Annotated in this window: 13 protein-coding genes; 7 read left to right on the top strand and 6 right to left on the bottom strand. The window is 41.3% G+C overall.

Annotated elements, in window-relative coordinates; translation table 11 throughout:
- Positions 1-192 precede the first annotated feature (192 nt).
- Positions 193-1401, top strand: a complete 1209-nt coding sequence (locus V7K60_RS00065; protein WP_334921943.1) for an HhoA/HhoB/HtrA family serine endopeptidase — start codon at positions 193-195, stop codon at positions 1399-1401.
- 277 nt (positions 1402-1678) lie between these two features.
- On the opposite strand, the gene V7K60_RS00060 is transcribed toward V7K60_RS00065, so the two are convergent.
- The 3 genes from V7K60_RS00060 to ispD all read right to left on the bottom strand — a co-directional run bounded on the left by V7K60_RS00060 (position 1679) and on the right by ispD (position 3679).
- Positions 1679-2026, bottom strand: a complete 348-nt coding sequence (locus tag V7K60_RS00060) for a DUF760 domain-containing protein (protein WP_334921941.1) — start codon at positions 2024-2026, stop codon at positions 1679-1681.
- A gap of 171 nt (positions 2027-2197) precedes the next feature.
- On the bottom strand, positions 2198-2770 hold the full coding sequence (gene scpB, locus V7K60_RS00055; protein ID WP_334921939.1) for an SMC-Scp complex subunit ScpB: 573 nt from the start codon (positions 2768-2770) through the stop codon (positions 2198-2200).
- Between the two features lie 225 nt (positions 2771-2995).
- Positions 2996-3679 (bottom strand): 2-C-methyl-D-erythritol 4-phosphate cytidylyltransferase, encoded by a 684-nt coding sequence (ispD, locus tag V7K60_RS00050; protein WP_334921937.1) that lies wholly within the window; start codon positions 3677-3679, stop codon positions 2996-2998.
- Positions 3680-3748: 69 nt separating this feature from the next.
- Between ispD and V7K60_RS00045 the strand changes: the two genes are divergently transcribed.
- The 3 genes from V7K60_RS00045 to V7K60_RS00035 all read left to right on the top strand — a co-directional run bounded on the left by V7K60_RS00045 (position 3749) and on the right by V7K60_RS00035 (position 5629).
- On the top strand, positions 3749-4708 hold the full coding sequence (locus V7K60_RS00045; RefSeq protein ID WP_334921935.1) for a glycosyltransferase family 9 protein: 960 nt from the start codon (positions 3749-3751) through the stop codon (positions 4706-4708).
- Positions 4709-5252: 544 nt separating this feature from the next.
- A complete protein-coding gene (locus V7K60_RS00040; RefSeq protein ID WP_334921933.1) occupies positions 5253-5429 on the top strand; it encodes a hypothetical protein in 177 nt (58 codons plus the stop codon).
- 38 nt (positions 5430-5467) lie between these two features.
- The gene (locus V7K60_RS00035; RefSeq protein WP_334921931.1) at positions 5468-5629 is read left to right on the top strand and encodes a hypothetical protein; all 162 of its coding nucleotides are present in this window, start codon (positions 5468-5470) and stop codon (positions 5627-5629) included.
- On the opposite strand, the gene V7K60_RS00030 is transcribed toward V7K60_RS00035, so the two are convergent.
- Both V7K60_RS00030 and V7K60_RS00025 read right to left on the bottom strand, forming a co-directional pair.
- On the bottom strand, positions 5626-6354 hold the full coding sequence (locus V7K60_RS00030) for a class I SAM-dependent methyltransferase (protein WP_334921929.1): 729 nt from the start codon (positions 6352-6354) through the stop codon (positions 5626-5628). The two genes, V7K60_RS00035 and V7K60_RS00030, sit on opposite strands and share 4 nt — an antisense overlap.
- Before the next feature lie 439 nt (positions 6355-6793).
- Entirely contained in the window at positions 6794-7264 is a 471-nt protein-coding gene (locus V7K60_RS00025) for a CRR6 family NdhI maturation factor (protein WP_334922025.1), read from the bottom strand.
- A gap of 680 nt (positions 7265-7944) precedes the next feature.
- Between V7K60_RS00025 and V7K60_RS00020 the strand changes: the two genes are divergently transcribed.
- Entirely contained in the window at positions 7945-8391 is a 447-nt protein-coding gene (locus V7K60_RS00020; protein ID WP_322660180.1) for a Fur family transcriptional regulator, read from the top strand.
- 116 nt (positions 8392-8507) lie between these two features.
- Here V7K60_RS00020 and V7K60_RS00015 read toward each other — a convergent pair whose 3' ends face one another.
- Positions 8508-11543 carry a pentapeptide repeat-containing protein gene (locus tag V7K60_RS00015; protein WP_334921927.1) on the bottom strand — a complete coding sequence of 1012 codons (3036 nt, stop codon included), beginning with the start codon at positions 11541-11543 and terminating at the stop codon, positions 8508-8510.
- A gap of 143 nt (positions 11544-11686) precedes the next feature.
- Here V7K60_RS00015 and V7K60_RS00010 point away from each other — a divergent pair, with 143 nt between their 5' ends.
- Both V7K60_RS00010 and V7K60_RS00005 read left to right on the top strand, forming a co-directional pair.
- Complete coding sequence (locus V7K60_RS00010) at positions 11687-13438, top strand: DUF3685 domain-containing protein (protein ID WP_334921925.1); 1752 nt, start codon at positions 11687-11689, stop codon at positions 13436-13438.
- A gap of 77 nt (positions 13439-13515) precedes the next feature.
- Positions 13516-13950, top strand: coding sequence for a hypothetical protein (locus V7K60_RS00005; RefSeq protein ID WP_334921923.1), 435 nt, complete (start codon positions 13516-13518; stop codon positions 13948-13950).
- Positions 13951-14049: the final 99 nt, after the last annotated feature.

Below are 14049 nucleotides of genomic sequence, written 5' to 3'. Positions count from 1 at the left end.
GGGGAAGATAAGGGGACAAAGGGACAAGAGGACAAGAGGAAATTATTGAACAAGTCTCTCCCTTGTCTCTTCTCCATACCCCCTGCTTTTTCCCCAATCCCTAATTTCTCATAAATTGATCTGTCCACTTGCCGTTCGCTTGACTACACTTAGAAATTAGCAACTGCATTGCTGTTATTGAGCAAAACAATTATGAAGTTATCCTTAAAGCAACTGGCGGTTTATGTGTTTTTACTGGTAATTGGCGGTAGTGCAGGTTTGTTTGGCAGTCGCTATCTCCTGCCACAAAATCGCTCATTCCAACAGCTAAAAAATGTAACAATGGCTTCGCCTCCAGAATCCGTAGTTCCGAATTCTCCTAACGGAGCTATTGGGGCTACTGGAGGCGATAACGTGAATTTTATTGCGACGGCAGTGCAAAAAGTTGGCCCGGCTGTAGTGCGAATTAATGCAACTCGCAAAGTAGCCAATCCCATCTCTGATGCTTTGAAAAATCCCCTCTTGCGGCGATTCTTTGGAGAGGATGAGCAACCAATTCCTCAAGAACGTATTGAGCGCGGTACAGGATCAGGATTTATCTTGAGCGAAGATGGGGAATTACTCACCAATGCTCATGTAGTGGCAGATACAGATACAGTACAAGTTACCCTCAAGGATGGTCGGAGTCTAGAGGGTAAGGTGGTAGGAGTTGATCCTGTGACAGATGTGGCAGTGGTAAAAATAAAAGCGAATGATTTGCCGACAGTAAAACTGGGCAATTCGCAAAACCTGATCCCAGGACAATGGGCGATCGCTATTGGCAATCCTCTGGGTTTAGATAATACTGTTACTATCGGCATCATCAGCGCTACCGATCGCACTAGCACTCAAGTTGGTGTCCCAGATAAGCGAGTCAGCTTTATCCAAACTGATGCCGCAATTAACCCTGGTAATTCTGGTGGCCCCTTATTAAACGCCCAAGGCGAAGTGATTGGTATTAACACAGCCATCCGTGCTGATGCTCAAGGACTCGGTTTCGCCATCCCCATTGAAACCGCCGCCCGCATCGCCAATGAACTTTTTACTAAAGGGCGTGTGGAACATCCCTTCTTGGGTATTGAAATGGCAGACCTTTCTCCTATCAGAAAACAGCAGATTAATCAAGAAAATCAACTGAATATTCAGCAGGATGCTGGAATTGTGATTAAAGGGGTCACAGATGATTCCCCAGCCAAGCGTGGAGGACTGCTTCCTGGAGACGTGATTCAAAAATTTAATGGTAAATCGGTGAAAACTTCAGCCCAAGTTCAAAGGCTAGTAGAGTCGAGCAAAGTTGGAGACATAATAGCTATCGAAGTCAACCGCAGCGGTAAAATTCAAACCTTTAAAGTCCAATCAGGAGCTTATCCTGAAAGGAAGTAGTCAAAATAATTCGTAATTCGTAATTCGTACTTACAAGATGCTCTCTACGTTCGCGCAGTGTATTGCAGACAGACGCTAAAAGCGTAGCTTGCTTCTCTGTAAGAGTACGCGGACTGGCTAACGCTGTGCTATCAGTGGAAGATTGAACTTTCCATAAATATCTTGTTGACCACTAAATTTTAATTCAGTGTCGGCTCCTATACCTTTTTTAATTACGAATTACGAATTAGTAATTATTTGGTCAATAGTCCCAGAATGTTTGACTACTAATTACTAATTATTGACCATTAGACAAATGATCTAACTGCATTCTTTGTTCCATCTGGCGCAGAAAATACCCCGTCATCATGGCCGACGCTAGAAGTCCAGCTAAATTCTCCCGATCTGTTGTGATTTGCACGTTGAAATTTTCTGCCGGGAGCATTCCCACTAGTCCTTGGACATTTTGCGATATGATTTGTTTAATTTCGGGACTGGCGGACTGAGCAACCCTAGCTAAAACATCAGGAGACTGATGCTGTAGATATTTGAGTAACTGATTAGGGTATTCCTCAGAGTGGTCGGAAAGAAGTTGATTAGGGTGTTCCTCGGAGTTGTCATTCAAAAAGTCAGGATTAAACACCATTGGCAGTTTTATTTAGCTTAATTGCTAACTCTACTCTAAACCATAGTACAAGGGTAGCGCATTCACCACGAGTATAAGTCTAGAGGAAGGAAGTGGGATTAGGGGAGAGATGACAGGTGACAGGTTATAGGGAATAATCTGTACGCTGTAACCTGTACCCTATTCCCTTCTTTAATCCCCATTACCCCTTATCCCCAGAGGGGGCCCCACCTTCCCCACTCCCTTTAGTTCTAGTTCTAGTTCTAGTTGTTCTTCCTTTTGACTGGTAGAAAGTATTTGTGGGAGTTGTTCGATTTGGAAATACTGATGGAATTTTGGGGTTACTTGGAGTGAGTAGGAGCGAGAATCGCTGTCTCGGCGCTTGCGGATGAAACCAAGTTCGACGAGTTCTGGAACGTGTTGATATACTCCTGAACCGCGTAGGTTAATCAAGTCGCTTTGGAGTATGGGACTATTAAGGGCGATCGCGGCCAAAGTTCGCAATGCACCTACACCCAATTCTACTGGTATCATCGTTTGCACTAAATCATGAAAGTCAGACCGTAGTTGCAAACTGTAGCCATCTGGGGTTTCTATTACCTCTAGGGCGCTATCTCGGTGGGCATAGTTGTCCATGAGTTCAATTATGCCTTCTTTGACAGTGGCGCGATCGCACGCGGCATACTCGGCGATTTCGCCGAGCGACAAGGGTTTACCCTTTAAATAGAGAATTGCTTCTATCTTCGTCGCTGTGGCTGTAATCATTTAGTCATTGGTTATTAGTCACTTGTACTGAGCGTAGTCGAAGTATTGGTCATTAGTACATGACAACTAATAATCAACAAGTGTGTGGGGTTATATCGTAAATTGTCAAAGTATTTTTTAAAACTTTCAAATTGGGCATTGGGAAAGAGGAGGCAGGAAGCAGAAGTTCTTTAATTTTGAATGCGTGAATGCGTGAATTTTGAATTGATTTCTCTCCCCACTCCCTCAAAAGCCTCTACTTGTGAGAATAAATTCTGCGAGCGCTAAATCTTGTGGAGTGGTCACTTTTAAATTTGTCTCTTCTCCCTCGACAATTCGGACTTCGATGCCGCACTTTTCAAATAAAGCAGCGTCGTCAGTTACTTCCCAACCTTGACAGACTCCTTCAGCATGGCACTGTTTCAACAACTTGACATCAAATCCTTGGGGAGTTTGTGCCGCCCATAGTTGTCGTCTGTCGGGTGTATCTTGAATTATGCCTTGTTCATCAACAACTTTGATGGTGTCTTTGACGGGTACACCAGCAATTAAACCGGGACAGTACCGAATGGCCTCGGCACAAGAGTTAAATAAATCTGGTGTGGCTAGGCATCTGGCGCCATCATGAATCAACACTTGTTCTGCGGCTATTGGCAGAGATTGTAAGCCATTGTAAACAGATTCTTGGCGGGTGGAGCCACCTTGAATCAATTCCACTGGTTTAGTCAGCTTCAGATCGGCGATAATTGTTTTGAACTCTGGCCAATCGGTAGACTGAGAAATAATCCCGATCCAACTGATTGTACTGGCGGCTTCTGCGGCTAATAAAGTCCAAGCAATAATTGGTTGCGATCGCACTAGTAGCAGGAGTTTATTGCGGTTACTACCCATTCTTTTTCCGATTCCCGCAGCTGGAATTAGTAAATACACAGAATTCCTCAATCTTTAAGCTATATATTTTCCCCTAAAATAGGGAGCGAGTAAGCGTCAATAAATATTATGCGAGTAGTAGCCCTTGTACCTGGCGGAATTGGCGACCAAATTCTCTTCTTTCCGACTCTAGATGACCTGAAGCGCCATTACCCTAACGCTCAGATAGATGTCGTTGTTGAACCCCGGTCAAAGGCTGCCTACCGAGTGAGCAAGTCAGTTCACGAGGTACTGAACTTTGATTTTAAAGACCGTAACAGTCTGGCAGATTGGGGTAATTTAGTAGGCACAATTCGCGATCGCGAATATGATGTTGCCATTGCTGTTAAGCAAAATTGGTTGGTGGGTCTTTTACTCTGGTTGACAGGAATTCCTATACGCATTGGCTACCAAGGCAAAGGATCGGGTTTTCTTACCCATGCTGTGCCGTTCAAAGCATCTCAGTATGCGGCAGCAGTCTACCACGACTTGCTGCAACCATTGGAAATAAATAGCCCTGTCCCAGAGTTAGCAGTAAATGTGCCGAAACCAGATATTGAGTGGGCACAAAAGGAACAAAAACGTTTAGGGGTTCATGAAACAGGCTATATCTTGATTCATGGCGGTTCTGGCCAGTTATTACAGGCTAAAGAACTAGATAAAATCTACCCTGTCGAAAATTGGCAGCAAATTATTCAAGCCTTCCAACAAAAGCAGCCGGATTTACCTGTGGTGCTTATTAAGGGAGTTGATGATGAGCTGTTTGTGCGATCGCTTCTGGAGTCTTCTCCAGATATCAAGGTGACAGCCCCAGATGATATTGGTAAGTTAACTGCCATAATTGCCGGGGCAAATTTGATGTTATCTACTGATAGCGCGGCACTACAACTAAGTATTGCAGTCCAAACCTATACCATTGCCATATTTGGCCCCAGCGATCCAGCTAAGTTGTTGCCGAAAAACGATAAATTCCTGGCTATTGAATCCCTTACGGGAAAAACGGCGGATATTTCACCAAACACAGTTTTAGAGAAAATTTGGGGTGGCTAAACCAGTAGTTTTCCCAAAATTAGATACCTAGAACAGAGAGTAAGCCTCAAAACCTCTCTCCTGTGAAGAGAGAGGTGAATGTATATTGCATACAAATGAAAAGCTCTATAATTTATCACTCAGCCGTTGTCACAAATTGGGAACGGCTTTCAGTTTTTATTTAGACAAATCGATCTATTTTAGTGCGTTATACCATTTCCAAAAATATTTCCAACATATTAATTGGTTGTAGAGGTGTACATCTGTATATTAGTGTCAACTTAAGCTAAAACCCTTTCAAAATCTCGTTTTCAGCCTCTGGCTGGAAATGCTACTCCTGGCGGCTCTGCCGCAAGTTCGGAAGGCGGAGCCTCAATGAGAGGCATTCCCGGTCGGAGACTGGGAACGAGATAACCAGATAATCTGCTAAAAGCTTTTTCTAGACTGGCTTTAACCTTAAGTTGACACCAATGACAGATGTACGCCCCTACCTATTTGTCTGTATTAGATATTTTGTGAAATAATAAGTAGGTCGGCAGAATAAAACCAAACTATGTTAACAAAAATGAACGAGATTAAAATCTTCTTCCCTGCTGCCGACGCTTGCAGACTCGCTCTAAGCGTTCGCGTAGCGTCTCGTAGAGAAGCTATACCGAAGGCTTTACGCTGCGCTATCCTGCCTTATCCCAACGATAAATATTTACGCCCACCTACTTATTACCCCATCACTAATACACCCTAAAAAATTGGATTTTTTAATTAGGAATCTCTTAACTTAACGTGAGTTCAACGAACCTCTTTCACCTAGCCCAATACCGTTCAGTTAAACCCAAAATTCTTAGAGATGCGTTAGCCCAGCAAGATGAAGTACAATTTCGCATCTCTACAGGTCAAGGTCAAATTCCCCATCTAAAATCCAAAATCCAAAATGGTATTAATTAGAGGCAAGTAATAAATGTCCAGCTTGCCATATATGTTCCCACAAATATACTGGGATAATCAGCATTACTATCAGAAACAAACCAGTCAGGAGTCGCTTTCTGCTGTCGAACCCTCTTTTCCAAACCAATTTGTAAAGATATATTCTCGTGAACAATTTTTGCATTAGCAATTTCTAGCATTTTTTCTATTGACTTTTGTAGCCACTCTGCTCGAACAAATAAACTGTGAGATGGATGATCGCCGTAGCAAAAAGGTACAATGAGAACAAGATATCCTTTGTCGTTTATTATTTTATTCAGGCAAAATTGAATAATTTCTTGATCGTCTTTTTTTTCTTGGGTCTCTTTGTTAATGCTATGAAATAACAAACCCGCTAGCACGACTGCATCAAATTTTTGATTCTCTTCAACAAGTTCAGACAGGAAAAGCGATAAATCTTTGGTAACAAACTTTCTATTTGGGTAGAGTTTTAAACATTGTTCAATAGCTAATTCACTGTGATCGACTCCTAAATAGTCACATCGAGCCGGAAGATATTTGCTTAAAGCCCCATTACCGCATCCTAAATCTAATAAAGAGAATGAGTTTTCTGGAAAAGCGTTACTTAAAAAACCACCTGTAGGTGTATATCGGGTGAGATTTTCCGGGGCTTCAAAGTAAGAATAATAGTCATCTTGGAAACGTTCTTCTTCAGATGTTGCACGTTCAGGTACTAAATTTGTCATTCCAAAACCCTCATTTTCTCAAACTTGTTTGATTACAAAATTGCTCTTTCAGAATATTGCGAACTACTGAAAGCGCTTTATTGAGCAAGTATAAAATACAACTTACTTTCTTTCCTGTATCAGAAACAGGTTTCTATTCTCAGCATATTTGCTATAGTCAATTTAAAAAATATCTTTTTAGATAGATAAAAATTTCATCCTTAGAGGATGTTTGAAATATCGCAAAGTATACTATATATCAATACGATTCAGTTAAGTTTTTGGTATTGATTTCGGCAAATAGAGGCGCGAAATTATACTTCGTGTCGATGCGCTAAGACTTGTCTACAGAGGATTTCGGGCTTAACTGAACGAGATTGCAATATAAGAAGAATAACCTCACACAGTGCAATAAAACGAAGAAAATTTTCTCAAAACTCTTCCATGACCTATTAGCTATTTAAAATATTTCAAAAAAAGCATCATCTAATTCATAACCCAGAATTTGCGCCATAGACTTTAGCCGTGAGAGGCTGGGGATATCCTGTTGTTTAAGCCAGTCACCTAAAGTAAAGATTTTATGCATCAAAAATATTTCTAAGGCTTCAGGATTATACTGAATACCTTCTTGGGAACTAAACTGGTGTGGTACAAGCATGGCGGCATAACGAGCAAATTCTCCAGCTTTCCAATCTAGTAAAAATGGCAACCAGGGATATTTAGCATCTAGACGCACAAACCACAGCCGCACCTCTGGAATTTCTGAGAGTTCTCGTGGGTCGCCAGGCTGGAGATCGTAATTGACATCAAAGCGTAGCTGCTGTTCGTGGGATGCAACCCCATCTTGCAGCAGTTTTTCAATCACGGTTGACGCAGGCGACAGATCCAGATTGTTAATGAAGTCATTATTGAGTGCGATCGCAATTGTCATTGATTCAGCAGCCACTTTCTTGATACTTAACTGTAGGATCGAGAATATACAGTAGCAGCTTTCAGGGGTTGACGCTACATTTTTGATAGCACAAAGTCTTCTTCATAAATCAATTAGTATTTACTGATACTTTTTTACTGATAATTTCGTCAACCCATACAAGGTTTAAACACAAGTCTGACCTTGCTCAAATTTATTTGATACTTTTGCTTAATTTTCGCTGGTTATAATAAATATACATCCATTTATAGCCTTGATATGAGCCACTGGCGATGCCTGCGGTAAATGCTCGCCTATGCCATTCACTTCACCGATGTTTACTAAAATTAAATGTTACTTTGATCATTGCTATAATTACTCGCATCTAATTAAAGAATTACTACACAATTAATATGGTACGCCATTAGAATTAGCCTACTTAGGTAAGGCAATGTCTGCCCCAAGGTGGACATTTATAGCAATTTTAAGTTAAAGTTGTAATGAGTTTGTTTTAGATTAAGGTCTGACAAAGTAGCCGTCAACAAGCAAAAAAATACATGATCGCCACCTGTCACTTTCACAGCATCAAAAGCCAAAACATAAGTACAGGTGAGATAGCAGTGTGCAATATCATTGCATATATTAAATAACCAATAAACGTTTAGATGGGAAAATTCCCCCAACAGTTAACGAGCTGTAATATGCAAAAACAAACAATTACTACAAGACCAATTCGTTCCTTAGAAGATGCACTTGAGCGTTGTCAAATTTTGGGTATGCGCGTCAGTCGTCAGCGTCGCTTTATTCTGGAATTACTTTGGCAAGCAAATGAACATCTTGCTGCAAGAGAGATTTACGATCGCTTAAACCAACAAGGCAAAGAGATCGGTCACACCTCTGTTTATCAAAATTTAGAAGCATTATCCAGTCAAGGCATCATTGAGTGTATTGAACGCTGTGATGGGCGTTTGTATGGCAACATCAGTGACTCTCACAGTCATATAAACTGTGTGGATACAAATCAAATTCTTGATGTTCATGTAGAACTACCAGAAGATTTGATCCGCAAAATTGAAGAAGAAACAGGAGTGCGGATTACTGACTACAGTATTAACTTTTTTGGCTACCGCAATCCGCAGGAGGGTTAGGGATTGGGGACTGGGGATTGGGGAGTGGGGAGAAGTTGCAGTAAGTTTTTCCCCTCTGCCGCCCCAATGTCCAATACTTCGGCTTCGCTCAGTACAAGTGTCCAATGCCCAATGCCCTATTCCCCAATAGAATTATTACTAAAAACTGTCTCATCATCGGCATCATCATCATCTAAACCTACTGACAAAATTGCGCCTTCACAGCTTTCAATTAATCCGATCGCAAGGTTTTTGTTCCAATTAACGTTTGTGTTTGGCGTGATTTTCATGGTGTTTAAGAAGGGCTGCTGCGATGCCTGCGGCGGTAAACTACGCAAATGTTTCAGTTTTTGAAACAACTCTTTAGATAATAAAGCACCATTATCAGCGGCCAATTTTTTGTCAGTCGCAGCAAGGATGGCGTCAAATAAGCAAGCGTTGGTGAGATTGGCAGAATTAAGATTTGTCCCCATTAGGTTTGCCTGTTGCAGGTTTGCGCCTGTGAGGTTTGCCTGTTGTAGGTTTGCGCCTGCGAGGTTGGCGTTTTGTAAGTTCGCGCCTGCGAGGTTCGCCTGTTGCAAATTGGCTCCAGCCAAATTCGCCCCCATTAACTCCGCATTAGATAAATTTGTTTGCTCAAGATTTACCCCAGTTAACATCACTTGCAATAAAGAGGCTCCCGATAAATTGAGTCCAGACAGAGACTTGATTCGGGTTGCGAAGGCACTTTTATGTAAAACCGTTGTCCTAGCAATTAGCACACTTAGCGCCTCTGGATTGAATTCTGTCAAATTGACTGGATTCCCACAAGGCCAAAATGGAAATTTTGTTTCTCGGTAGCAAGCACAAAGCAATAAAAACACATTCAGTCCCACCGCAGCATTCACCTGTTCAACATTCACAAGGTTTTGCAGTACATGAAAATTAGTCAAAGCTTTGTGGGCTATCCCCTCATCTAACCAACGTCCTTGACAGTAAGCACGCCAGAAAAATAAAAGACGTTGAAACAAAACTTCAAACGAAAATTTGTGCTTTTGCTGGCGGCGTAATCTGGCGATCGCTAGTTCTTCAATTTCTTGTCTAAGTATCCCGTAACCTAGTAAATTATAAATATTCTGGGCTACGCTACTGGGAGAATCAAGTACAAAAGTGGGCGTACCATAAGCCTCATCTTGGTACTGAGTCAGAAGTTTAAATTGAGCAGCAATAGCATCTGCACAAAGAGATTCTCCTAACTTGAGATGCGAAAACTCAATTAAACTACTTTTTGCTGCGCTTTCACCTGAGCTTTCTACATCCCAAATTTTAAAATAAAACGCTGGTAAACTATTAAATTCACCAGCTAGATTAATTTGATGACGTTGCGAGTGTAAAATTTTGAGAGCGATCGCTTGCATCTGCTCAAGTAAATCTTGAGGATGACGACAGCCGAGTAAATTAGCGATCGCTTCTGGAGTCCGATGAATATGAGCCGATCCTGAACGCAGTAGCATCGTCTTAATCCCACCAATTAGCGGATAACCCAACAACCATCGACTCAGGCGATGATGAATTTCCGATAACAGAAAAGACTTTTGGGTATTAGCAGCTAACTGCAATAGTTCATCATCTAGCAATCCCTCGCGGTGCAAAATGCCCAACAAATGCAGCATTAGGGGTTGACGGATAAAGGCAGATAATTCTCTTAACTTTGATTGGTTGGCAAATAACCCTGCCTGTTTTAACAATGTAAAGAAATTTTGAGCAATGGGCAATGATTGCACTTTTGCCCACTGCTGAAACCATTGTTTGAGTTCGTCTCCATCCAATGGCTGAATAATAATTCGCCTCAACAATAGTGGTAGTTCTGAGATGATTTCTGGTAACGTCGTTGAGCGACTTGTCAACACAATTTTGTGGCGGTGCTGAGATTGAAAGTTTAGTAATTGCTGAATAAAAATTGCTTGTGCCCTGATACCCTGAGCAGAATGGGGCAATTCATCCAAACCATCTAGCAGCAACAGACAAGGGAGATTTTCTTGCTCTAACCAAGTTGAAAGATTAACACCAAAGGCAGAATTTAAAGTTTCGATTAAAGTTTTACCGTATTTTACATCTCGCAACCTAATTACTATAGGCATCCAAGTAGGGTATAATTCCTGTGCTACCTGTGCTGCCCAAAGTTGGCAAAAACTAGTTTTTCCATAACCAGGTTCTGACTCAATCACAGCGATCGTTTCTAAATCAGTTAGCTGTTGCTGTGCCCATGTTTTTAAATCAACTGGTTTAACAGCTTTTTTATCCTGCTCAGAAATATTTTCTTCTATTGGTAAGCCTTTTTGTGGCACATAGATATCCTTAAGAGCAAAGGATTCCATTAGCAAAGGGATCCTGAGGTTTTTAATCAAACTTGCACGGTAATGTTCTCGGTGCAAATCAATTTTTTCACTGACTGTAGAACCAACTTCTGGGGTGATGAAACCGGGAGATAATGAAATCCCCAAACGAAAAAATTTTTGCAGTTGGGCTAAAGGTGCAGCATTCTCGGTGACGACTACCAATATGTCACCAGGAAGTGAGTTGACTAAACGCTGTGTTAGAAGTTTTGCTTCCACTTCCTCAGCACCATTGGCAACTAACCAAGCTATAGCAGCGTTATTTATTTGTTGCACCAGTAATGAATCTGCAACCGAAGATAGTGCTTGTTCAGCTTGAGTATCAGTCAATTTACCTGGGGTGAGAGTCTTCAGCAATCCTTGTAGTTGCGAATCTTCGAGGATGAATTTACCAACGTCCTCTTTAAGGATGTGTGCTTGTATAGGTATAATTGCCCGGTCTAACCACGGTTTTCGTAAGTTTTCTTCCTGCTCTAGAATTGCTTGCAAAGCCTGGAGATAGGCAATTTGAAACGCTAGCCACGTCCCTTCGTTACGTTTTAACGGTTTTTTTTGGCTGAGGCTACGCAACAGTTTTTCTGTCAACTGGGAAATGACACTGATTTCTTCCCAAACAATACTTAAGGGCAGTTCTAAAACCTCTACCAAGGTACAGATATCAAAAGGTATAAGGCTTTTGAGTTCCATATCCTGAACAATACGGTAGGCAATACCTGCCAATTGCCCCCCAGAAAACCCTCTTATTTGATTGATTGCAATATGGCGTTCTGCCAACCAGTGCCGAATACTCAGGTTCATTTAATCACACAGTGAAGGCTGCATAAGGCAATTATGATCGATTTATCAGTTTGTGAAAACAGGTGACAATGGGGAAGACAAAGTTTTGTATCAAAGTTGTTTTCTGATTGGTAAAAAACAGTGCTGATCTAATTGAGTGGATTATGAGCGATCGCCCGCTAAAATTATTGTTAATCGACCAAGACCCGATTTTTCGTCTGGGATTACGGGTAGCTCTAGAAGCGATTCCTAACCTAGAAGCGATCGCAGTTGTAGAAACTGACACCGTTGCCTTGCAGATTTTAGCAGAAATTGCTGAAAAAGACCCTAACCAGGTAAATTTGGTAGTTTTAGAATTCGGTAATGGTCGCTCCACCACCAGTCAACAGCTAGGTTTACAATTCTGTCGGCAATTCAAAGCCTTATATCCCAACCTACCAATTTTGCTCCTCAGTTCTATTCAAGAACAAGGACTTCTATTAGCTGCGAAATCTGTTGGTGTAAATGGCTACTGCCCCAAGGGTACACCACTTCCTGAGTTAGTCGCCGCCATGCAAGAAGTTGCAGATGGTGGTTCCTATTGGTTCCAGGACACAGAAGCAATAATAACTCCTAACTCCTCACTCCTAACTCCTAACTCCGCACTCCCTTTCTCTAAACTGCGAAATAATTTACGTTTGTCAGGAATTGCTAACATTGACGCTACCCTAGCCGCAGTAACAGCACAATTACAAGTTCCCGGACTACCAGTACTAGATCGAGCAATTCTAACTGGACAGCGGCGAGAACTGCTAGCGGCTCGTTGGTTGCTAAATCAGTTGTTGGTTTCATCACAAGAAAGGCAAGAGGAACAGATTCCGGTTGCTGATGAGCCGCCTTTGACTCCTTCATTAAGCAGTGCCATTCAACAAAGGCAAACCATATCACCTTTACTTAGTCCGGGAACCCTACAATCTGCCTTGTTTACATCTTGTGTTAATAAGCTTCAATTTTCTTTAAGAAATGTCACAGATATACCTTTAGAAATTGATATCTTTCGTGAAGATAAAAAACGGGAATTACTTTATCTGATCCTACAGAAATTGGCTGAACAGTTGGATGAACTGCGTGCTTCTCAAATAGAGATAAATCAATTATATGAACTAAGAAATACCTTGTTAAGTGATTTATGGCGAGCAGCAATTATAGATTTTTTTGGAAAGTTTTCTCGGATAAAAATAGTTAATCAAAATATAGAAATTGTTAATTTACTGCTGCAAAATACAGAGGTTATACAAAGAGATATTCTCAATAAAATTCCGCTAATTTGTGAATTGTATTCTTATCTCTTATTTCAAACAGAATTGAACATTGATAATACCTCCTATCCAGTAGTGAGCGCTGAAGCTAAGTCCCAAGCATTGGCGATTTTAGAGAACTTGTTGATTCAGGTAGCGAATGGAGTAGTGCAACCACTGTTAAATTATTTAGCAGATGTAGAAGAGATTAAGCAAAACTTTTATGGACGCCAATTGATTTCTACAAGAGAGATTGAACGGTTTAGAAATGATTTGTCGTGGAAATATAGATTAAAAAATTATATAAACGAGCCAAAAGCAGTTTTTGAAAGTCGCTATGAACTATTTGTAATTGTACCTCGTGGCATTGCCAATACTTCAGTTTATGCTCCTCGAAATCAAGAGTTAGTAAAACTTTCTAATATTCCTTTAGTAGTCACATTGCTTCTAGAATTTAGTGATGCGATCGCACCGCGTTTAAAATCACTATTAGCTGTTTTTGGTAGCAGTATAGTCTTTATCCTTACCCAAATAGTTGGTCGGGGTTTAGGTTTAATCGGTCGTGGTATCCTTCAAGGTATTGGTAGCGTTTCGTCAGTAGAAAAGAACTTTAGACGAAATAGCGATCGACCTAAGTGAACCAACGCAGCAGAGGAGCAGCTTTCTATAAGTCTTTCTCCAATAAAAAATGACAAATAACAAATAACAAATTACAAATGACAAATGATTTTATCGGGCTAGCAATTTCTTATGTTTACGCTACCAGTCTGCTTGTGATTGGCGAGGGATTGCGTAAGCTGTTTGCTGTGAAGCCAGATTTGACTCGCAAAGTAATCCATATTGGTGCAGGAATGTGGGCTTTCGGTGTCCTGCTACTGTTTAGCCACTGGGAAATCGGAATCATACCTTTTGCTACCTTTATCGGATTGAACTACCTGTTTTACCGCTACCGAATTATCGGTGCAATGGATACCCAAGATAGCTCACCCGGCACAGTTTATTTTGCTATCTCAGTGACGCTGCTGTTCGGGCTACTGTGGCGACCGGAGGGGCCAGTAGATAGCGCCCCAATTGCTGTAGCAGGGATAATGGTGATGACCTGGGGTGATGGTGCGAATCGTTGGCTAGAAACCAATCCTGTTAAGGATTAGGGGGATTAGCCGCAAGGTACAGAACCTTGATAACTGAATGACCATGTAGGTGAGAGTTATTATCCTAGAACCCTCAAATCCTACCCCGTAGGTGCAACG

Origin of the sequence: Nostoc sp. (genome assembly GCF_036917555.1) — a bacterium.
Taxonomy (GTDB): Bacteria; Cyanobacteriota; Cyanobacteriia; order Cyanobacteriales; family Nostocaceae; genus Nostoc.
The sequence above is the reverse complement of the archived record's forward strand: the minus strand, read 5'-3'. Positions and strand labels throughout refer to the sequence as shown.